The sequence below is a fragment of the Ignatzschineria cameli genome (assembly GCF_003121895.1).
Classification (GTDB): Bacteria; Pseudomonadota; Gammaproteobacteria; order Cardiobacteriales; family Wohlfahrtiimonadaceae; genus Ignatzschineria; species Ignatzschineria cameli.
Genome location: NZ_QEWW01000008.1, coordinates 40,136 through 61,807, shown reverse-complemented (window position 1 = coordinate 61,807; position 21,672 = coordinate 40,136). Strand labels below are relative to the sequence as shown.

Sequence of the window (21,672 nt, the reverse complement as noted above, 5' to 3'; positions counted from 1 at the left end):
TCTTCCTTTTACAAATTAAATTTGGAAATAAAAAAGCAGTATCAAAATCTTTCGATCTCGATACTGCTCCTATTATGCCACGATCAATAGACCATCGATCAGCTTTATCATTCGCCTATTTTACTTCCCGCGATCACCTATTCAGCACCCGCAACCTCAGCACTAACCGGCTTAGGAATTAAGAAAGAGACTAAAAGCGCAACTACGGTAATCACAAGACCTAACAACATTCCATTACCATAGCCCTTCAAAAGATCACTACTTAATACCAACATCGCAGGTAAAAGTGCAAAACTTAAGCCGGCGCCAATATGGAAGGCTGCCGCATTCATCCCTGGCAAGAAACCGGGATTATCTTGCGGTGATAGAACAACCCCTAATCCATTGAGCATAATGTTAGCGGTCCCGGCATACATTACTCCGATCAACAATGTGCCAATGATCAAAATTGTCAAAGAACTTAAGCCGAAGAGCATTAGAATCAAGATGCCGATAATACTTCCAATCAATCCAAAACGAAGGATACGATTATAGCCCCAAATCGGCGCGAGTTTCCCCATAAAGGGACCCACTAACCAACCAATTAAGGCGTAAGGAGCAAGGAGATAGATCGCTGTCTTATTGGCAGTAAAGTTAAAGCCGATCTCACTATTTTGAGCAAAAGAGACCACTAATCCATTCACAACGGCAAAGATCCCCGTCATCGTTAACACGGTAGTTAAAAGGAGTGCCCAAGTTGAGCGCTCTTTGAGATGTTCTACCGTCACAAGAGGCTCATTGATTCGCTTCTCAATCTGAATAAAGAAGAGAAATGAGAGAATCGCGATCACAATCGAGATTGCTACCAGCCCCCAATTAGCTGCCGCCACTTTCCCTGCCTCATTAAAGGCTACTAAAAATCCAGCAAGGGTAATCACCAAGAAGAGAACGCCAAACCAATCCATCTTCTGCCCTGCAGAAGGTTTTGTCTCTCTAACCCCTTTTAAAATAAAAGGTAACGTAATAAGCCCTACAGCGGCGATAAACCAGAAGACAGGACGGAAACCGAAGTGGGTTGCAATAAAGCCCCCTAAGAATGCATCGATTCCGGCAATTCCTCCATTGACAGCTGTTATAATCCCCATCAACATCCCGTAGCGTTTCGGATCATTCACCTCGGCATGTAGCATCAAAAGACAGAGCGGAACAACCGGCCCGGAGAAGCCTTGGATAATTCGTGAGACAAAGTAGAGCTCAATATTAGGCGTAATGGCAGAAAGCACACCCCCAATCGTTGTCACAAAGATCAGAAAAAAGAGGATCTTACGACGCCCGACAATATCACTTAAACGTGGAATAAAGATAGAGAAGAGTGCCGCCGACATAAAGAAGGCCGTTTGAGAGAGACCAATCGTTGCTTCAGAAGTATCAAGTGCTCCAGCTATCGTCACTAAAACAGGATTGAGCATGGTGGCATTGAGCTGGAAAGCCATACATGCCATCAAGAGTGCGATCATTAAGGGAACCACACTCCGTGGTTCTCCCCCTGATACCGACTTTATCGGATCATTCTGCGTCATAATCCACCTCACCAATATGTTCTAATGCCTCAACAATTAGATCCCAGAAGTAAGCATGATTCAATTTCACCGCAACCTGAGTATGGCAATCCTCACTAGGGGGCATCCGGAAATCAGCGACGGTCATGCCTAAGGTTAATGTTCCTGTCAATTCAATATCCACGGGCACTTTCTGAGTTGTCATCACTGCGGGATCGATCACATAGGCAACTGCACAAGGATCATGAACAGGAGGATAGACAAATCCTTGCGCCTTCTCATAAAGAACACCGAAATGCTCTAAAAGCTCAACAACAAATTTTGCAGGTTTTGTACCAATTTGCGCAATTTTCTCAATAACATCCGGCGTTGCTAAAGCTTGATGGGTTAAATCGAGTCCTACCATCGTCAACGGCCACTTCTCATTGAAGACAATGTGAGCGGCTTCAGGGTCGATTTTAATATTAAATTCCGCGACAGCACTCCAGTTTCCGACATGATAACCTCCCCCCATTAAAACGACCTCTTTAACAAGAGAAGCGATTTTAGGTTCTTTCCGCACAGCCATAGCGATATTAGTTAAGCCGCCTGTCGGTACTAAAGTCACGGTTTTAGGAGGATGACTTAAAATTGTTTCAATAATTAGATCAACAGCATGGCGTGAATCGAGCGCTAAATCAGGCTCTGGTAATGTTGGGCCATCAAGACCTGATTCTCCATGCACATCGGGAGCGATCTCCACATCACGCACTAATGGTCTTGAACATCCCGCCGCAAAGGGAACGCCCACAATATTAGCAACTTTAGCCAATCCTAAAGCATTGCGAGTCACCTTCTCTAATGTCTGGTTTCCTACAACAGTGGTCACCGCTAGAAGTTCGATATTGGGATTCCCATGTGCTAAAAGAAGTGCAATTGCATCATCATGCCCAGGATCACAATCTAAAATGATTTTCTTGACCATATTCTTTACCTCTTAAAAGTCCTATTAAAAAAGATGACTACATCTACAATATTAGAGTGCCCTGATGACATTGTCATTAAACGTTGTCATTCAATTGTCGCCCTTATTGTATAAAATGGGCATTATACAGTGCTTCGAACTCTCTTTACTTAAAGATATTGCCCACATTTTGATCTTTCGCAAAGGTCTTGCCGGAATCATCTCTCTTTTTCCAAAAGAAGATTGCGATAGAGCTTGTATAAATCCCTACATCCATATAATATATAAATTCATATATTAAATATTCACTACCTTTTCACCCCCTTTTCTAAAGGAGCTTCATATGAAAAAGAATATCGGCACACTTGATGCAACGATTCGTATCATTGTTGGCATCATCATCTTAAGTTTAGTCTTTATCGGTCCTAAATCACTTTGGGGTTTAATCGGTTTAGTTCCGCTCTTAACAGGAATTATCCGCTACTGCCCACTCTACCCTGTTCTTGGTATTAATACTTGCAAGAAGTAAGGGCGAATATCGTTAATCAATGATTGAATCGATAATCGACAAAAGCGATCGCTCGATCGCACAATAACACACCTCTTTAAAAGCTCTTGAGAGATAGATCTGAGTTCCCTTAAGCACTTACATAGCCTATCCCTATACTAACTTTGTAATGTCTGCCTCGATCCTCTCAAGGGCTCTTTTTTCCAAAATATATCCAAAATATAACTATCTCAATCTACTATTTCGTTCTTATAACAAGTGCATGCCCGCCAATTGGCATCTTCAATGCCGGAATGAGAAAACTAAAGCGATGCCTATTGCCGGCATGTGATTGATGGAAATACGCGATAGTGAGGATCGGCAACTCATCGGCCTTTATAAAGACAAGAACGATTCCGGCAATCGAATGATTGCCTACTGCCGGCGCGTGGTTGATGGAAATACGCGATAGTGAGGACCGGCAACTCATCGGCCTTTATAAAGACAAGAACGATTCCGGCAATCGAATGATTGCCTACTGTCGGCGCGTGATTGATGAAAATACGCGATAGTAAGATCCGGCAGCGTTCAGCCTATTTTCTCTCAATATCCTCTATCACTAATAGTCGCAACATTAACCTTGAATAGTGACATAATACTGACAATAAAAAATCGCACCTAATGTGCGATTTCAAAATACTTTATGCTTCCAATAACTCTACTGCGTTATGCTTCTTTAAGTGCGCTCAATGCGGCATCTAAAATAGGAATTGTGGCGTCGATCTCCTTCTCTGTCACTATCAATGCCGGGAAATAACGTACAACGTTACCACCTGCTGATACTAAGAGTAATTTACGCGCTAGAGCTTCTTTAACCAGATCTCCCGCTTGTAGAGAATCATCAAGCTTAAAACCAATAAGTAATCCCTCTCCACGAATTTCAATTATCTCAGGATGCTTTTTCTGTAATGCTTCTAAAGATTTACGCGCATATTGCCCCATATTGGTCACATGTTGAAGCATCTCTTCTGATGTAATCTCATCTAAAACCGTTGCCGCAACACTACAAACAAATGGATTTCCACCATAGGTTGAACCATGATCTCCCGGGACAAGGATCTCATTTGCGATCCCTTTAGTGATACAGGCGCCGATGGGAACACCACCCCCTAATGCTTTCGCTAAAGTCACAACATCTGCCTTCAATGGAAGCTGATCAGAATAGAGAACCGTTCCTGTACGAGACATCCCACATTGAATCTCGTCAAAGATTACCAACGCCTGATGTGTTTTTGCCAAACGCTCAATCTCTGCGATAAATTCTGCGGTCGCCGAGGTCAATCCTCCTTCTCCTTGAATAGGTTCTAAGATGATCGCACAGACATTGTCATTAAAGCTTGCTTGTAATGCTTCAATATTATTAAATTCGATCTCAACTGTATTAGGAATAAGAGGACGATAATCTGCTTGATACTTTTCTTGCCCTGTTACCGCCAAAGTTCCTGTCGTCCGCCCATGAAAAGAATTTTTCATATAGAGAATGACATTTTTCTCCAAAGAGAGCTGCTTTCCATACTTTCGTGCAATCTTCAGCGCTAACTCATTGGCTTCCGCACCACTATTGCAGAAGAAGACTCGATCATAACCGGTCGCGGTAAGAAGCTTCTCCGCGGCTCGATTTTGTGCTTCATTGTAGTAGAGATTGGAGACATGAAGTAAGGTCTCTGCTTGCTTTTGAATTGTTTCAACCATCTTTGGATGGGCATGACCTAATGCATTGACTGCAATACCGGAGACAAAATCGAGATATCGATCCCCCTTATCATCAATCAATGTTAATCCTTCACCCTTTACAAAATTGACCGGAAACCGATTATATACATTGAGTAGCATCTCTTATCCTTTTGGTTCTATCGCCTTAAATTATTATTTATAAAAATATTCTCTATTAAACTATTCTTTGTTAAATCTATTCATTCTGGAGCTGATATTTTCTCTTCAACTCATTACGCACTCATACGCGGATTAATCTTTATAGATCATTGTTCCACATCCCTCTTCGGTAAAGAGCTCTAATAAGATGGAGTGACGAATCTGTCCATTTAAAATAATGACATGATGAACACCACGCTCAATAGCTGCAAGACAGGTATTGACCTTAGGAATCATTCCACCACTGATAATTCCATTATCGATATAGGATTTTGCCGTCGATACCGACATATCAGCAATCAGGGAACTCTTATCTTCAAAGTCTCGATAGACACCATTCACATCGGTTAAGAAGATAAGGCGATACGCTTCTACCGCAGCGGCAACCTCGCCGGCAACATAATCGGCATTAATATTAAATGTCTCCCCTGATGGGCCGATACCGATCGAAGAGATCACAGGAATATAATCTTGCTCCACTAAGATATCAATCAAGCTTCGGTCAACTGATTCGATCTCGCCAACAAAACCGATATCGATCATCCCCCCCTCTTTCTCAATATATTTCTTGCGAGCCGTTAACATCCCCCCATCTTTTCCACTCAAACCGACCGCTTTAGCGCCTAAACGATTGAGATCAGCCACGATCCCCTTATTGATTTTTGCCGATAAGACCATCTCTGCAATCTCTACCGTTTCCGCATCACTGACACGATTACCCTCGACAAAACGGCTCTCCTTATTAACCCGCTTTAACATTGCGTTAATTTCAGGCCCGCCGCCGTGAATGATGATAGGACGTAGACCGACATACTTCATCAGAACAATATCCTTCATAAATTCATCACGCACCTTTTCATCCACCATCGCGGCGCCCCCATACTTAATGACAACCGTTTTATCTGCATATTTGCGAATAAATGGTAGGGCCTCAACTAAGATGTGAGCTTTATCGTGGTTGGTAATCATCCTCTATCCTTCTTTGATCATTTTATATTGCTATCTTTAATTATTACTGTGAGTGATTATTTTCAAACTCTATTTCAAACTCTATTTCAAACGCTATACGTCTATTATTTAGCGTTCATCTGAAATCTCATCAGAAGCTGATAAAACAGCCTATTCTGATGAGGTTTCATCGCTCAATAATCACAATCTTAGGTGCGATAATCAGCATTGATCTTGATGTAATCATAAGAGAGATCACAGCCCCATGCCGTTGCTGTACTCCCGCCATTCATCAGATCAACAAAAATCGTGATATTTTCCTCTTTTAAAAGCGCATCGAGCGCAGCAGGATCAAATGACGCGCCAGCACCATCTGCAACGATCTGTACTGATTGACCACCTGCTTCGATAAAGATCTGTACTTTTGCAATATCATACTCTGCGGTTGCATTACCTACGGCACAGATAATTCTGCCCCAGTTTCCATCTTCACCAAAGATCGCTGTCTTCACAAGGCTAGAGGTAACAACTGATTTTGCCACACTTTGAGCATCTGCTAAGGAGCGCGCATGTTCAACGCGAACCTCTAATAATTTTGTTGCCCCTTCTCCGTCACGTGCAATCTTCTTCGCTAAAAGCTGATTAACGGTATCTAATCCCCGTTTAAATTTAAGATAAGCATCACCGCTTGCCTCAATTTTGGGGTGCTTCGCAAGTCCATTTGCAAAGATAAAAGCGGAATCATTCGTACTGGTATCTCCATCAACAGAGACCATATTGTAAGAGGTATTCACACTAGCGGAGAAAGCCTTCTGTAACATCTCTTTCGAGATATTAGCATCGGTCGTTAAAACAGCGATCATCGTCGCCATATTAGGATGAATCATCCCTGATCCCTTCGCCATTCCCGCGATTGTGACAATCTCACCATCAAGCTCAAAGTAGATCGCAACCTCTTTAGAGACTAGATCGGTTGTCATAATCGCCTCTGCAGCCTCATTACCCCCTTCACGACTTAATGCCTTTGGAACTTCCGCGAGCCCTTTACGGATAATCTCCATCGGAAGTTGCTGTCCAATCACACCGGTAGAAGCAACAAAGATCGATTCTGTCTCCACTGCCATCTCTTTAGCGATCAACTCACACATCTCTAGCGCATTTGCTGCGCCCTCTTCACCCGTACAGGCATTCGCATTACCACTGTTGATAATAAGACCGCGGTGAGTCTCATTTGCTAAAAAGCCGGCACAAAGATCGACCGGCGCTGCACGAAATTTATTTTGAGTGAGTGCCGCAGCTGCTACTGCGGGTGTTTCACTCCAGATAAAAGCGAGATCTTTCTTCCCGCTCTCTTTAATTCCTGCCGTAATACCGGCTGCTTGAAATCCCGGGGTCGAGGTAATTGTCCCGTCTTTCAAAATTGTAATCATGATTCTACACTCCTAATATTGAGAATCTTACTTCCCTAAAACGTCCCCTTAATCAACCTAGCGGCTTAAATAATTAACAGCTAAATAGGTTAGATCTCTTCAAGTTTAGTTGAGTTAATTGAGATCTTTAAGGTCGATATAAAATAGAAACTGCTTGTAAAAAACGGTAACGCATCATCAATCATGCGCAAAAAAGGATTCTATTATAGCGGGATAGTAAAATCGATGAGATCTTATCTAACCCACCTGTTGTACCTGTTGTAACATCAAAATTTACCGATCAATCTCTAATGCACTCTACAGATAGCAGTAGATAGAGGTGAATATTGAGGTCGATAATTTTTAAAGAGTCTTTTGTTAAGAGCCTTTTTCTAAAAATATTGAGTATTGAGTATTGAGTATTAGGTATTGAATATTGAATATTGAATGTTGAGTATTGAGGATTCAGTATTCGATAGACCACTTTAGATATACATCGAAAGCGTCTTTAATCCTTCATCTTCTGGTCGTTTAAACATAATATTCATACTTTGCATTGCCTGCCCTGCGGCCCCTTTAATAAGGTTATCAATCGCTGAAATCACAATCACTTTTCGTCGCTTCATATCGACGCGTAACGCAATATCACAAAAATTGGTACCCCGCACATGGCTCAATTCAGGAAGGTTTCGGCGAACCCGAATAAAAGGTTCATCTCGGTAAAAATCTTCATAGAGCTGATAAGCTTCTGCCTCGTTAAAATCGGTATGATCGTTAAAATCAAGATAGATCGTTGAAAGAATTCCACGATTGAGCGGCAATAGATGGGGTGTAAAGAGCACTGTGATCTCTTTTCCCACAGGTTGCAACTTAGCGAGCTCCTTCTCCATCTCCGGCGTATGGCGGTGATGGAGAAGCCCATAGGGCTTGAAATTTTCATTCACTTCACAAAAAAGTGAGGCGGTTTTCGCATCTCTTCCGGCACCGGTTGTCCCTGTTTTAGAATCGACAATCAGATCAGGTTTTACCCATTGATGCGCGATCAATGGCGCTGCACCTAAAATAGCAGATGTGGGGAAACAGCCTGGAGAAGCCACTATTGGCGCATCGATAATTTTTTCACGATGAAGCTCCGGCATACCATAGATAGCGTGATGCGCGAGTTCTTTAGCCTGATGGGGTACTTTATACCAAGATTCATATTGAGAGATATCTTCAAACCGGAAATCGGCACCTAAGTCGATCACCTTCACACCGGCGGCATAGGCCTCTTTTGTTAAACCTTGCGATAATCCATGGGGAAGTGCCATAAAGAGAAGATCGATCTCATCAAGTCGCGCCATAAAGTCACGATCTTTTAAGAGTATGTGGCTTAAGCGCCCCTCATAGTTAGGGTAGACCTCAGCAATATTCATATCAGCGTAAGATTTTGAAGAGAGAAGCCTTATCTCAACCTCGGGATGCTGCTCTAGTAACCACAATAGCTGCTGGCCGGCATAACCCGTCACCCCGATAATTCCAACCCTGATCATTTCCTCTCCTAATTGATGATGTGATACTGATAATTTTATAGATACTTATAGATCATTTTCGGCAACCACCCTCACAATATCATTACGTTGCCACAAAATATTTTGTGATACTTATGAGTGACAATTATAGTGATACATATGATAATGATCCTTGTGATACTCATTTGCGATATAGAGAATCTGCAAGATAGATCTGTTGCCAGTTTCTGCTTCTTGATCCTGCTCTGAACATTATTTTTCTTATCTCTCAATGTAGCAGGAGTTATTCTCTTTGAAAAGAGGCGATCTCTTTTAATTTAATAGCTGATCTCTTTTGGCGATAACTTGATATAATCTCCCTAATTCGGCGCGACTTCATGGTAGAATCATTTTTCACAACCCATTTTTCACAACCGGGGGAATCCGTATTGTGATTGCTGTTGTGTATTGTTGATTTGCACTACTGAATTTTCGCTATTGAAGTTGCACTATTGATGACACCCGCTAGATTGATCGATGATATCAAGGAACTTAAAAGCAACCCTATGAAAAAAAAGCTGCTCTTAGTCAAAACCTCCTCTATGGGAGATTTAATCCACACCTTTCCTGCATTAACCGATCTTTCACGGGAATATCCCGATCAATATGAGATCACTTGGGTCGTTGAAGAGTCCTTTGTCGATATTGCTAAAATGCACCCTATGACTAAAGAGGTGATCGTTTTTGGTAGTCGCCGTTGGAAGAAGCAGCTCCTCAAACGGGAGACTTGGCATGAGTTTGCTACCTTTAAGCATGAACTACGGCAACATCAATGGGATCTAATTATCGACTGCCAAGGCTTAATTAAGAGTGCCATCATTACCAAAATTGCAGCTCAAAAAGGCACCGTTCCAACATATAGCTACTCTAAAGCATCTATTCGAGATCCTTTTGCCGCACGCTTCTACCAACATGGTATTACGGTCGCAAAAGGATTGACGGCCATTGAACGTAATCGTCAACTTTTTGCCGGCATCTTTCATTATCAGATTAAGACGCCTGTAGATTTTGGCATTCAACATTGGCAAACAAAATCACCACTAACTCCGGATCGCCCCTTTGCAGCGCTGATTCATGGAACGAGTGCAGAAAATAAAGAGTGGCCTGAAGAACGTTGGATCTCCATCGGCAACTGGCTTGATGAACAGGGGATTGCTTCTGTTCTCTTTTGGGGCAATGATCGAGAAAAAGCGCGAGCAGAACGGCTAGCTGAAGAGATTCCCGGCGCCATATTGATGCCGAAGGTCTCAATTGCTGAAGCAGGGCTAATTCTTTCCCAAGCAACACTTATTATCGCCGTAGATACCGGTTTTGCCCATCTTGCTAATACACAAGATCGCCCAGTTATTGGTCTCTTTCTCGGCAGTGATGCGCACTATGCAGGCGTTATTCCAACAGCCCACAATCCTCATGCTATCAACTTAGGGGGAAAGGGAAAAAATCCTGAGGTTTTAGAGGTTATCCGCGCTATTGAGTCATTTAAGATATTGCCGGAATAATGATTACAAAGTAATGATTTGAGGTAATTATAAGATTTACTCTTTCGCTCTAACGGAGCTCTCTAACGGAGCTCTTTAGGGGCAATCTCTGACGTGGAATCACTTTGGAGATCAGAACGAAGATCAGCACGAAAATCTACATTCATATCACTCTTAATATGAATATCTCTGATACCCTCTCTTTGAGTATTCTCTTCTCTATTCTCTTCTCTCTCTTTAGCAAGATTCTCAATTGAACGCTCCCAATAGGTCAAAAGAGAGGAGATTCCCCATGCTGTTAAAATGCCGGCAAAATCAACAAAAAGATCACTAAACTCTCGAGTCTTTCCTGGAATAAAGTATCCCTGTATCAACTCACTCAGTAGTGCAAAGTAGGCAATTAAAAGCAACATGCATCGCGCGGAGTAGAAAAAGCAGAAATGGCAATAATACTCCTGCGTGACTCGTTCACGTCGACGATTTTCAATATGAATTCCGCGCAATACCAAACCCGTTAGCGTTGCAAAAGCACCAAAATGGAGCCAATTATCGAGCCACTCATCTTCCATTGTTAAAAATGGGATATTCTCACCTGGATAGAAAAAGATAATATTCATGATTAAAAACCAAATGATTGTTACAACCTTATAGAATCTACCTTTCATGATATCTTCTCATTATTTCCCATCTTATTTTATTGTTCTGTTGAAGTGCTATCAGAGCGCTCTTTCAGAGTCTTCTCTAATAACAGATATTCTCCTAAAGATCCGTCGAGCAAATTGCGCTCTTATCATGATCTTAGCCTCTTCATCACCTCTATCATAAACCGAATATAACAAGGGATACAAAAGAAACTACGGAGTATTGTACCCCTAAAAGAGAAGAATCCTAGATCAACCTATTGACCTAAATCACAACTAATTGAAATATAGATGAGTATTAAAATTATTTTTTACGATATGTTTACATAAAACTTACAGATTCAACTTTCGATATAATATATTGACAACTCTATAACCTATTGGCAGCTTGATATTAGTAGCTAACTACCGATTCTCTCATGAAGCGTTCATCTAGAGATATCAAAGCAGATTAAATCAATGAAAAGAGATAGAGAAATCCATTAAGGGCGGCAACCCCAACAATGACACTTAAAAAGACATTACGCCAACGTCCATAGCTCGCCAAGACGAGTAAAAGTGCTAATATCTTCGCAATAATAGAAAACCAATCAGGAGCGGAAAAATCGATCTCCATACTATGAATAATCAATACCGCCATAACACTTAGAGGAAGTGCATAATTGAGATAACGCAAGAGATGTGAGTCTAGGATACGTTTCGGTACAAATGTTGGAAAGGCGCGTAAAACAAAGGTGATCATCCCCATTGCGATAATTGCTATGATCAAAGCATTGATTGTCATATTCCCCATTATCTCTGCTCCCTTTTAGATTGAAGTGCCGCGCGAAATAGAATCAAGAGTACTGCGAAAAGTAGTGTCAAAATCAGCACATATTTAGGTGCTATTAGTAGCATCAAGAGATAGAGCCCTATCGCAATAAGTGACGGCCACCAGATCCGCTTACTACGCATCTGTTCAAACCACAAGATGACAAATAACGCCGGAAGTGCAAACTCTAAATTAGGGATCAAGCGCGCTAACTCCTCACCGGCAATAATCCCCACAATTGTAGCAATAACCCAATAACTATGAACTAAGAGTGAGACTTTAGGAAAGAGCCCCCTCTGATCCTCTTTTGTTAGGCTAGTCATCACAGAGAAGCACTCATCGGTTAAACAGAAGAGGCAGTAAGCGCGCTTTAAACGGTTTTTAGGAAGAATCTCTACTAAAGGTAATGCATAGAAAACATGGCGCAAGTTGATCACTAAAGTATTGACACTAAGATTGAGAATACCCGCTCCCGTTGCGATCAGTGGAATCGCAGCATATTGCGCCGCACCAGAGAAGACTACAATAGAGATAAAGATCGATATCCACCACGGGATTCCCGCTACACTCGCCAAAACACCAAAGGCCATTCCTGCTGGCGCATATCCCATCGCAACAGGCGAAGTGACCTTCAATGCCCGCTTCCAGCTAAAATCTTGCGAACCTTTTTCTTCCACCACCAATTTCAACTCCTTCCCCAACCTGGCTGAATAGTCAATCAACCATTATTCATCTTATTATTACTTATATTGATTACTTATATTGTTACTTGCTACTTATATTGCTCTTTAAGCATTTATTCTACTCGACATTCTACCGGATCTCTCCACCACCTCTCTATCAAATATCGATTAATCTGACATCAACTAGCCTGATCAGTTACCGCTACTGACTCTCTTTAGTTCAGTATCTTTAGTTCAGTGCCTTTAGCTCAACGCTTTTTTGCAATTGTACCGGGTCGAGATAATACTCTAAATATGCGACTAAACGCTCCGTCACCTCAGGCAAGGTTACTGTCGGAACGAAATCCTGCATCTGAATAACCTCAAGCCCCTCATATCCACAAGGATTGATGCCAGAGAAAGGGGTTAAATCCATCGCAACATTGAGGCTCAATCCGTGATAGACCGCCCCTTTACGAATACGCAAGCCTAAGGCTGCGATCTTTTTTCCATTCACATAGACACCAGGAGCAGAGACATCTCCGCAACTCTCAATACCATAGTCGGCTAAAGTCGCGATCACAGCATTCTCTAAAGCACGGATAAGAGAGCGAACACCACAACCGCGTTTCTTAAAGTCGATCAATGTATAGACAACAATCTGTCCAGGTCCATGATAGGTCACCTGCCCGCCTCGATCGACCTGCACAATAGGGATCATCGCCGGATTGAGGATATGCTCCGGCTTGCCATTTTGCCCTTGGGTATAGACCGGCGGATGCTCTACAACCCACAGTTCATCGAATGTCTCTTCCGTTCGACACTCTGTAAAATGCTTCATCTTGTCATAGACATTTTGGTACGGAGCTAGCCCTAAGTAACGCACTATCATCGGATTGATCCATCTTCTCTCTATTGTAAAAGCATTTATTGTACCCGAAATTCCTCTTAAGTGACGATAAGCTCTCTTTTTCGTCCACCAATAAAGAGATAGATAACCGGCACTACAATGAGTGTCAGCAATGTTCCGATACTCATTCCTCCTACAATCACCCAACCGATTGCGGATCTTGATTCAGCGCCTGCACCAACAGAGAGCGCTAGCGGCACCGCCCCTAAAACCATTGCCCCTGTCGTCATTAAAATCGGACGAAGTCGCAATGTTGCCGCCTCAATAATCGCCTCTCTCTTTGCAATCCCTGTTGCTCGAATCTGATTGGCAAATTCAACAATTAAGATCCCATGTTTGGTGATCAGCCCGACTAAGGTGACGAGCCCGATCTGACTATAGATATTGATTGTTCCCCCTGAGAGATAGAGTGCCCCTAAGGCTCCAAAGCCTGCTAAGGGAACAGAGAGAAGAATGATAAAAGGATCAATCCACGACTCAAATTGCGCTGCTAAAACGAGATAGATAAAGAGCAATGCCATCACAAAGATAAAGAGCATCGAAGAACCGGACTCCAAAAATTCTCTAGAGGAGCCCTGGTAATCGAGCATTGCATCGAGGATTACTTCTCGGATAATCTCCTCCACTAGAGCAATTCCCTCCCCTTGCGAAACGCCTGATTGCAGGTTCGCAGAGATGGTCACTGATCGGAGTTTATTAAAATGGCGTAAATTTTGTGGCGCAATGGTCTCTGTTACAGTGACAATATTGGAAAGGGGCACCATCTCACCATATTTTGAGCGAACATAGATCCCCTCAAGATCTTTTGGCTGACTCCGTTTTTGAGGATCAACTTGCACCATAACATCATACTGCTCTGCCCCCTCTTTAAAACGTGTGACATTACGCCCTCCTAAGGCAGATTCCAACGTTCTTCCTACAACTGAGACATCGATCCCTAAAAGCGCAAGCTTCTCACGATCTACCGCTACTTCAAGTTGTGGCGTATTCATTCGTAGATCATTATCGGGCGAGATTAAGAGATCATTTTCTCGCATACGCTCCATAATCTCGGTGACCTGTTGATCGAGCTTTTGAAAACTCTCATTTGAGCGAATCACAATCTGCACATCTTTGGAGTCTCCCCGTTGCCCTAAAGATTGTGGGTTACTCGCAAAGACCCGTAAACCTAGCGCAATATCTTGAAAGCCACGGTTGAGTCGGGAAGTGATCTCCATCTGTGATTCTTCTCGATCATCCCAATCCGGAAGTGTCACAAAACCTAATGCGCCCATAGATATCCCCGAAATGGCATAGACCACTGTTCCCTCATCAAGATTGTCGAGCAGATACTCTTCAACCTCTGAAAAGTAGCGATCTGTAAAATCAACGGTCGCCCCCTCCGGAGTAATGGCAGCAACACGAATCATTCCTCGATCCTCTGTCGGTGAAAGCTCTTGTGGCAACATCTGATAGAGGAGATAAGCGCCCCCTAAAAAGAGAACCATTCCCACCAAAACGAGATAACGCATCTGCAAACAGAAACGCAAAATGGCGCTATAAACTTTTGTCATGCCCTCTAAGAGCGCTTCAATCCATTGAGAGATCCCGGCAAAGAAGCGAGCGATCGCCCCTCTTTTTGCAATATCGCTCTCCGGCTTTAAAAGGCGAGAGCACATCATCGGGGAGAGTGTTAAAGCTGTAAACCCTGAGATTAAAACTGTAATAGAGAGGGTCACGGCAAATTCTACAAAGAGCTGTCCGATTCGGCCTTGCGTAAAGGTGAGTGGAAGAAAGACCGCCGCTAAGGTAATGGTCATTGCGATAATAGCAAAACCAATCTCTTTCGATCCCTTGAAAGCCGCTTCTAGCGGTGATAAACCTTCTGCAATATGGCGATGAATATTTTCTAGCATCACAATCGCATCATCCACTACCAAACCAATAGCTAAGACAAATGCTAAGAGGGTTAAGGTGTTGATGGAGTAATTGAGAAGATACATCGCAAAGAGAGTACCGATCAGTGAGATGGGGACTGTCACCATCGGAATCAAAGTTGCGCGCCAATCTCGTAAAAAGAGGAAGATAATCACCCCGACAAAGAGTAGCGCTTCAACAATAGTGTTGTAGACAGAGGTTAAAGATTTATTAATAAAGACGGAAGAATCGGAGGTTACTGCAATCTCCACATCACCGGGAAGAGATTCTTGTAATTGGGGTAAAAGCGCACGGATATCGGCTGAGAGCGTTAAAGGATTAGCGACAGATTGTTTAATAATCGCAACCCCCACACCAGGCTTACCATTGAGCCGAGGGCGAGAAGTCTCATCCACTCCCCCCAACTCAACCAATGCCACATCACTCAATCGAACAATAGGACGATTCTCTTCTGCAGCATTATCGGCAACTTTGATAATAATATTGCGAAATTCATCAACTTGATTGAGATCGGTACGCGCTACAATAGAGAACTCTTGGGTAGAACTCTTAATGGTGCCGGCAGGAATCTCCACATTTTGCGCCCGCAATGCAGCTTCCACATCACTCACAGTAACATCTAAAATTGCCAATTTTTGAGGATCAATCCAAACACGCATCACCGGTTTACGCCCACCCCAGAGCGTCACATTCGCGACCCCTTCCAATAATTCAATCTGAGGCTGGACGATAGTCTCGATCATATTAGTCAGCTCAATGGCATTATATTGATCACTCGAGAGCGCTAAGATCACCACCGGATCGGCATCAGAATCACTCTTCTGAATGATAGGATCATCCACCTCATCAGGTAATCCCCGTTTCGCTCGAGCAACCCGGTCACGGACATCATTTGCCGCTTCTTCAATATTTTTAGTGGGATTAAAGGTGATATTGATGGAAGAAAAACCCCGGCGAGAATCGGAGGTAATAAAATCAATACCGTCGATACTGGTCACAGCATCTTCTAAAATTTTTGTCACCTGCGTCTCAACAATCTCTGGACTCGCCCCTTGATAGGTTGTCCGAATACTGATTACCGGCACATCGATATCTGGGTATTCTCGGATCGAGATTCGATCTAAACCGATCAACCCCAATAGAATCAGAAGAATATTGATAACAATGGCAAAGACAGGTCGTTTAATAGAGATATCAGAGAGCTTCATTATTCACCCCCTACCTGCTTTGTCGGAGCGGGGGCCGGGCGCAGATCGAAATGCTTTCCTGAAGCATCTTTCATCTTCGCACCCGATTTAAGACGGATCTGTCCAGCTTTAACCACCACATCATCTGCTTGTAGACCAGAGAGAATCTCAACATTAAATGCCGATCGCTCACCTATCTCGACCGGCACTAACTCGGCAATATAGACCCCCTCTTCCTCACTCGCTTTTGCGCGATAGACAAATTGGGATCCTTCCGAAGCAAAAATCGCCTCTTCGGGAATTATAATTACTCGATAATGACGAGGAACTAAGAGATTTAAACGAGCAAAAGAGCCGGCAATTAAAGTTTGATCCTCATTATGAAAACGTGCTAAGACGGTCAAAGAGCGCCCTTTCTGCTCAATCTCAGGGCTAACAGCGTAAACTTCCCCCGTAAAGAGACGATTTGGGTAGTTATCCACGGTAAAGTGGACATTTTGTCCCTTCTCTACAACATGGGCAACTCGCTCTGGAATATTAAACTCTAATCGAAGTTGATCGATATTAAGAAGTCGGACAAGATCCGCACCCGCTTGCACATAATCGCCTACCTCAACACTCTTTAAGCCGACAGTACCGCTAAATGGCGCATAGATAAAACGGCGATCATACTTTGCTCGGGAGATCGCTTCATTGGCAACCGCCTGTTCATATTCTGCTTGAGCGATATCTCTCGCTTGTGCGGTGGAACCTCCTCGAGCAGCGAGTAGGCGATCTAAGTTCTGTTTCGCTAATTGCCGTTTTGCCTCCCGCTCCTTTAACTCAGCGGCTTCAATCGCAGAGTCAAGTTCTATCAGAAGGTCTCCCGCTTCAATATTCTCCCCCTCTTTAAAGGCTATTTTAACAATCCGACCAGCAGCTTCAGGCCGAATCATCACCTCTTGATAAGGATAAAGTACGCCGACCGCATAGATCTCTTCATACTTCTCCTCTAAGAGAACTTCCGATAATTCGACATTAGTCACTTTCGCCCAAAGAGCGGTGGGGAATATTAAAAAGAGAATACTCCATAATAGGGTTGCTACAATCTGTCTATCTACTCTTAACATCTACAAGTTCCCATCTAATTTAGTCATCTATCTAATTTTGTCATCTAATCAATGAGACTACAAAGATCTATCGCATGACTGAGTCTCTTAAGACTATCAACAAAACTATTAATAAGACTATTAATAAGACTATTAATGAAGCTATTAAGTCTCAAACCAACTTAAGCTGATTGATCACCCCTTGTCATCAACTCTCTCGGAATAACCAACCTTTTAGCCCTGATCTCTCAGTCCTCATTTTCAAGTTATCGTTTTCAAGTTCTAACAAGTTTTAACAAGCTCTAAAGATAGCAGTAGACACAATGAATCTTAAGGGAACCTTAAACAGATCGCTTTAAATACACTATTATATTTTTTCTGAAAGAATAGCTTTAAGATAACCCCAAATAGATCCTTAAATCATTAAGTGATTAAGTCATTAAGTGCTTAAGCGTCAATGGTTGATGGTGCGCTTATGGCTGATTATCTTGAATATTTTGCGTGATCAAAGTCTCTTCATGTACCCATTCGCGCCAGAGCGCAACTAATAGCGCCATCACTACAGGCCCAATAAAGAGACCGATAATGCCCATCGTCTTCACTCCTCCCACTAATCCTAAAATAGTAGGTAAGAATGGGAGCTTAACAGATCCGCCTACTAAGCGAGGACGAATTGTTTTATCAACAATAAAGAGCTGCATTCCCCCCCAACAGAAAAGAATGATTCCATGAGTATACTCTCCGGTTCCAGCTAAATAGAGAGAAACCATCGTCATCGACAGTGGCGCTCCCCCTGGAATTAAGGCAAAAATACCGGTAATAATCCCTAATGTTACCGGCATCGGCGCGCCCACAAAGTAGTAGACGATTCCGAAAACAATACCCTCTCCAATGGCAATAATCACCATTCCTGATACCGTTGAGCTGACCAACGTAGGGACAATACGAGAAATTCTCTTCCATCTTCCGGGGAAGACCCGCTCCCCTACCTTATCGAGCTGCCGACTAAAACGACGACCATCTTTGTAGCAGAAGAAGAGAATAATCATCATAAAGAGAATCGTAAATCCTAAAGCACTAAAGCTCTTGGTAACAGAACGGGTTACAGTGGCAAGATAACCAAGTTTTGCCAAACCAATTTCTGCAAAAAAATCATGAATCCCACTCGGCGTTCCCAAGTAGGTCATCCAGTAGGTATTGATCTGATCGCCATAGGGAAGATTCAATACCCAATTAGGGGTCGGGATGCCGTAAGTATTCGCTTCAATCAACCATGCACGAAGAAGAACCACTTCACCATAGAGATAGTGAACTAGCCAAAAGAAGGGAATAACAATCACTAAAACAATAAAGGCGGTTGCAAGGGAGGCCGAGACCATTGTATTCCCCCTGCAGAACCGCACTAAATCTGAATATGGGCGCCATGTTACAAAAGTGATAATCATTGCACCCAAGGCAGGAACTAAAAAACCATGAAAGAAGACAACACCTAGCACTAAAATTAAGATAATAATCCATTTTGCTACGGGATTTGCTGTCAATGCCTGCATAATTCTTCTTCCTGCTATCTATTGATGAGTATTAATCAGAATACGCCTACCCATTACACCACTTGGCACAACGATACTAAGCGCTCTATTAAATATGCTCGACGCTGATCACTTCATACTCGCGATCACCACCGGGTGTTTTAATCACAATAAGATCATCAACCTCTTTCCCGATCAATGCTCTTGCAATAGGGGAGGCGATTGAGAGTTTATTCTTCTTCACATCCGCTTCATGCTCCCCGACAATCTGGTAGGTAACTTCTCGATCTTCCGATAGATCAAAGAGCGTTACTGTCACCCCAAAAATGATTTTACCACTATTCGGGATCTCTGTAATATCAATTACCTGTGCATTTGCCAATCGAGCTTCAAAGTCAGCAATACGTCCTTCAATAAAACTCTGTTCTTCTCTTGCAGCATGATATTCCGCATTCTCTTTTAAGTCACCATGCTCTCTTGCTGTAGCAATCGCTTCAATAACGCGTGGTCTTTGCACCTGTTTTAATTCATCTAGTTCACGACGAAGCGCTTCTGCGCCCGCTTTAGTCATGGGGTATTTATTCATTCACTAACATCCTTTATTTTTTATTCTTATCTAATAATTCAAGATCCAATTGATAGCTCATCTTCAGCTATCAATTGAACGATGAACTATTTTAGGATTAATTTACCACCAGCCTACATTTTCCATATCTTTCCATGGCGCCGCTGGTGCTTTGGGTTCGCCTTTTTGAAGTAATTCAATAGAGATATCATCGGGCGTTCTAAAAAATGCCATCCAACCATCTCTCGGAGGAACATTGATCTCAATGCCGGCATCCATCGCGCGCTGACATACCTCATAGATATCATCTACTTCAAAAGCTAAATGTCCAAATGCACGACCAATACCATACTCCTCTTTAGAATCCCAGTTGTAGGTCAATTCAATCTCAACATCCTGCCCTTCACATGCGAGATAGACAAGTGTACATTCCCACTGCGGATACTCTTTTCGACGAGTCTCTTTCAATCCTAAAATCTCAGTAAAAAACTTAATAGACTGCTCAAGATCCGAGACTCGAATCATTGTGTGTAAAAATCGCATAATATTTTCTCCTCAAAAAGATAACGGGTATGATCAATAATCTCATACCCGTTCATTACAACATACCATTATGACATATGTGGTACGGGATTTCTCCTATCCACATATCTCTCTGTGATAGAAGTCTACTCTTTTTTCTCTGCTTCTGCAGCTTCAACAGCTTCTTGTTCGATCGCTTCTTTTTCAACAAGCTCTGCATCTTCTGTCTCAACAGCCTTCACTTCTGGCTCGCCAACTTCAGCTTCCGTTGCGCTCTCTTCAGCAACAATATCTTCTGCGGGATCATTAGATGCAACTTCAATACCACTCTTTGCTAACATGAAGTCTACGGTATTCATTACCTCTTCATCTGTTAAGCGTGGGTCACCCCCTTTTGCCGGCATCAAGTTACGTCCTTTGATGGCACTTGTATGAAGCCCATCAAGCCCTCTTTCACTAAATCTTGTTGCCCATGCAGCATTATCGCCTGTTAATGGTGCATCGTTAAGCCCTGTATCATGACAGCTTGCACAGAGCGCAGCGTAAACATCTTGAGGAGCTTTAGCTTTTACCACATCCGATACTAAATTCCCTGTATTGACCCGCCCATAGGGTGTTAAACGCTCCGCTACGAGCTCTCTATCATTAAATGGTTTACCGTTAATATCAGTATTGTTACTAATAAATTTCACAAATGAGATCACTAATACAACGACAATTGTCAATAATGATAGCGATGCTAATATAGTTAGTAACGAAAATGTAAACTTATCTGACTGCTGATTTTGCACGATCTGCTCCTAGAAAATACAAGCCATTTTTATAATTTGAATGATTCAATACCCGTCAATGATAAATCAACTTGTTATCTTTTACTAGTGTACTAAATCAAAGAAACGCGCTTTTTATTTTGCAACAATTACTTGCGCGGCTCTAATGAGTCGGTCATTTAATAGATAACCATTTTGTGCGACCGTAATGATCTGATTGGTCTCATATCCATCATGAGGAATCATAGAGATTGCCTGATGAAGTTCTGGATTGAGTTTCTCCCCTTCTGGTCTGATCTGCTTAACGCCATATTTTTCACAAACCCCAAGGAGCATTTTATACATCAATTGTGATCCTTCTCTAAAGCGCTTCAACTCTTCAGATGAATTCTCATCAACCGCCTTCATTTCCAACTCCATTGCATCAATGATTGGAAGAAGGTCTTTTACAAACTTATCGAGCGCATATTTGTGAGCATTAGCAACATCAATCTCTGCGCGTCGAGCAATATTTTGTGATTCTGCAACTGCACGAATATATTGATCATAGAGCGCCTCTTTTTCAGCCTTCAATGACTCAATCTCAGCAGCAGTATCAATATTTTCCTCTTGAGCTTCCGCATCAAGATTCTCTTCTTCTACAACAACATCTTCTTGCTTTTCTTGAGCTTCTGTCTCTGTTAATTTCTCTTTTGTCATGGCTATCTCCCATTTATCTATTGAATAATGTACAACATTATACAATGAAAATGTTGCGAATATTGATCTCTCATATGAAACATCTC

20 protein-coding genes are annotated in these 21,672 nt (G+C 42.5%); 2 read left to right on the top strand and 18 right to left on the bottom strand.

Annotation, left to right across the window (positions count from 1 at the left end; translation table 11 throughout):
• Positions 1-137: 137 nt before the first annotated feature.
• Positions 138-1,559 (bottom strand): uridine transporter UriT, encoded by a 1,422-nt coding sequence (gene uriT / locus DC077_RS09060; protein ID WP_109202396.1) that lies wholly within the window; start codon positions 1,557-1,559, stop codon positions 138-140.
• Entirely contained in the window at positions 1,546-2,502 is a 957-nt protein-coding gene (uriH, locus tag DC077_RS09055) for a uridine-preferring nucleoside hydrolase UriH (protein ID WP_109202397.1), read from the bottom strand. Before uriH ends, uriT begins: the two co-directional genes overlap by 14 nt.
• Positions 2,503-2,824: 322 nt before the next feature.
• On the opposite strand from uriH, the gene DC077_RS09050 reads away from it, so the two are divergent.
• Positions 2,825-3,010: a YgaP family membrane protein gene (locus DC077_RS09050; RefSeq protein ID WP_094566995.1), complete on the top strand. Its 186-nt coding sequence runs from the start codon at positions 2,825-2,827 to the stop codon at positions 3,008-3,010.
• Positions 3,011-3,227: 217 nt separating this feature from the next.
• Here the strand turns inward: DC077_RS09050 and DC077_RS10710 are convergent, their stop codons facing one another.
• The 5 genes from DC077_RS10710 to argC form a co-directional block, all read right to left on the bottom strand.
• Entirely contained in the window at positions 3,228-3,458 is a 231-nt protein-coding gene (locus DC077_RS10710; RefSeq protein ID WP_133243553.1) for a hypothetical protein, read from the bottom strand.
• Between the two features lie 236 nt (positions 3,459-3,694).
• Positions 3,695-4,861 carry an aspartate aminotransferase family protein gene (locus DC077_RS09045; RefSeq protein WP_109217980.1) on the bottom strand — a complete coding sequence of 389 codons (1,167 nt, stop codon included), beginning with the start codon at positions 4,859-4,861 and terminating at the stop codon, positions 3,695-3,697.
• A gap of 132 nt (positions 4,862-4,993) precedes the next feature.
• The gene (gene argB / locus DC077_RS09040) at positions 4,994-5,869 is read right to left on the bottom strand and encodes an acetylglutamate kinase (RefSeq protein WP_109202331.1); all 876 of its coding nucleotides are present in this window, start codon (positions 5,867-5,869) and stop codon (positions 4,994-4,996) included.
• Positions 5,870-6,057: 188 nt separating this feature from the next.
• Positions 6,058-7,278: a bifunctional glutamate N-acetyltransferase/amino-acid acetyltransferase ArgJ gene (gene argJ, locus DC077_RS09035; RefSeq protein WP_275663941.1), complete on the bottom strand. Its 1,221-nt coding sequence runs from the start codon at positions 7,276-7,278 to the stop codon at positions 6,058-6,060.
• A gap of 464 nt (positions 7,279-7,742) precedes the next feature.
• The gene (argC, locus tag DC077_RS09030; RefSeq protein ID WP_109202332.1) at positions 7,743-8,789 is read right to left on the bottom strand and encodes an N-acetyl-gamma-glutamyl-phosphate reductase; all 1,047 of its coding nucleotides are present in this window, start codon (positions 8,787-8,789) and stop codon (positions 7,743-7,745) included.
• Between the two features lie 524 nt (positions 8,790-9,313).
• Between argC and waaC the strand changes: the two genes are divergently transcribed.
• Positions 9,314-10,306, top strand: a complete 993-nt coding sequence (gene waaC, locus DC077_RS09025) for a lipopolysaccharide heptosyltransferase I (protein WP_157953531.1) — start codon at positions 9,314-9,316, stop codon at positions 10,304-10,306.
• 62 nt (positions 10,307-10,368) lie between these two features.
• Here waaC and DC077_RS09020 read toward each other — a convergent pair whose 3' ends face one another.
• From DC077_RS09020 to grpE, 11 genes are all read right to left on the bottom strand, one after another.
• Entirely contained in the window at positions 10,369-10,950 is a 582-nt protein-coding gene (locus DC077_RS09020; RefSeq protein ID WP_109202334.1) for a VanZ family protein, read from the bottom strand.
• Positions 10,951-11,377: 427 nt separating this feature from the next.
• Positions 11,378-11,719, bottom strand: a complete 342-nt coding sequence (locus DC077_RS09015) for an AzlD domain-containing protein (protein WP_239990250.1) — start codon at positions 11,717-11,719, stop codon at positions 11,378-11,380.
• Positions 11,719-12,417, bottom strand: a complete 699-nt coding sequence (locus DC077_RS09010) for an AzlC family ABC transporter permease (RefSeq protein WP_239990251.1) — start codon at positions 12,415-12,417, stop codon at positions 11,719-11,721. Before DC077_RS09010 ends, DC077_RS09015 begins: the two co-directional genes overlap by 1 nt.
• A gap of 232 nt (positions 12,418-12,649) precedes the next feature.
• Positions 12,650-13,291, bottom strand: a complete 642-nt coding sequence (gene lipB / locus DC077_RS09005; RefSeq protein ID WP_109202335.1) for a lipoyl(octanoyl) transferase LipB — start codon at positions 13,289-13,291, stop codon at positions 12,650-12,652.
• Positions 13,292-13,347: 56 nt separating this feature from the next.
• Positions 13,348-16,434 (bottom strand): efflux RND transporter permease subunit, encoded by a 3,087-nt coding sequence (locus tag DC077_RS09000; protein ID WP_109202336.1) that lies wholly within the window; start codon positions 16,432-16,434, stop codon positions 13,348-13,350.
• Positions 16,434-17,522: an efflux RND transporter periplasmic adaptor subunit gene (locus DC077_RS08995; RefSeq protein WP_109202337.1), complete on the bottom strand. Its 1,089-nt coding sequence runs from the start codon at positions 17,520-17,522 to the stop codon at positions 16,434-16,436. The genes DC077_RS09000 and DC077_RS08995 overlap by 1 nt, the downstream gene beginning before the upstream one ends.
• A 452-nt stretch (positions 17,523-17,974) precedes the next feature.
• Positions 17,975-19,051, bottom strand: a complete 1,077-nt coding sequence (locus DC077_RS08990; protein ID WP_109202338.1) for an AI-2E family transporter — start codon at positions 19,049-19,051, stop codon at positions 17,975-17,977.
• An 88-nt stretch (positions 19,052-19,139) separates the two neighbouring features.
• Positions 19,140-19,616, bottom strand: a complete 477-nt coding sequence (greA, locus tag DC077_RS08985; RefSeq protein ID WP_109202339.1) for a transcription elongation factor GreA — start codon at positions 19,614-19,616, stop codon at positions 19,140-19,142.
• 102 nt (positions 19,617-19,718) lie between these two features.
• The gene (locus DC077_RS08980) at positions 19,719-20,138 is read right to left on the bottom strand and encodes a VOC family protein (RefSeq protein ID WP_109202340.1); all 420 of its coding nucleotides are present in this window, start codon (positions 20,136-20,138) and stop codon (positions 19,719-19,721) included.
• Positions 20,139-20,263: 125 nt separating this feature from the next.
• Positions 20,264-20,908 (bottom strand): c-type cytochrome, encoded by a 645-nt coding sequence (locus DC077_RS08975; RefSeq protein ID WP_157953530.1) that lies wholly within the window; start codon positions 20,906-20,908, stop codon positions 20,264-20,266.
• A gap of 114 nt (positions 20,909-21,022) precedes the next feature.
• Positions 21,023-21,586 carry a nucleotide exchange factor GrpE gene (grpE, locus tag DC077_RS08970; protein WP_109202342.1) on the bottom strand — a complete coding sequence of 188 codons (564 nt, stop codon included), beginning with the start codon at positions 21,584-21,586 and terminating at the stop codon, positions 21,023-21,025.
• Positions 21,587-21,672: the final 86 nt, after the last annotated feature.